At 43.3% G+C, this 330-nt stretch carries 1 pseudogene; it reads left to right on the forward strand.

Annotated features, from left to right (window positions below):
* A pseudogene (locus AAEY57_RS19560) lies at nt 1–330 on the forward strand (ATP-dependent helicase); the annotation flags it as partial.

The following is a 330-nucleotide window of genomic DNA, read 5'->3' on the forward strand; positions in this document are numbered from 1 at the left end:
GGTAAAACATTTGCATATTTAGCCCCTGCACTTAAATCAAAAGGCCGAACGATAATATCGACTGGTTCTAAAGCCTTACAAGAACAGTTATATCACCGCGATTTACCTCAATTAGTGAAAGCGCTTGGTGCTTCTAAAAAAACCGCCTTATTAAAAGGGCGTGCCAATTACTTATGTACCTACCGACTTAATCAGCATGTTGCGCATGTGCCTACTGACGACTCCGACGTAATGCATCAACTAGCGATGGTGGCTAAGTTTGCCAGTGAAACGCAATCAGGCGATTTGGCCGATTGTATTGGTATAGAAGATGACGCGAAAGTACTGCCT

This window comes from Pseudoalteromonas sp. MER144-MNA-CIBAN-0113, assembly GCF_040308965.1.
GTDB lineage: Bacteria > Pseudomonadota > Gammaproteobacteria > Enterobacterales > Alteromonadaceae > Pseudoalteromonas > Pseudoalteromonas tetraodonis.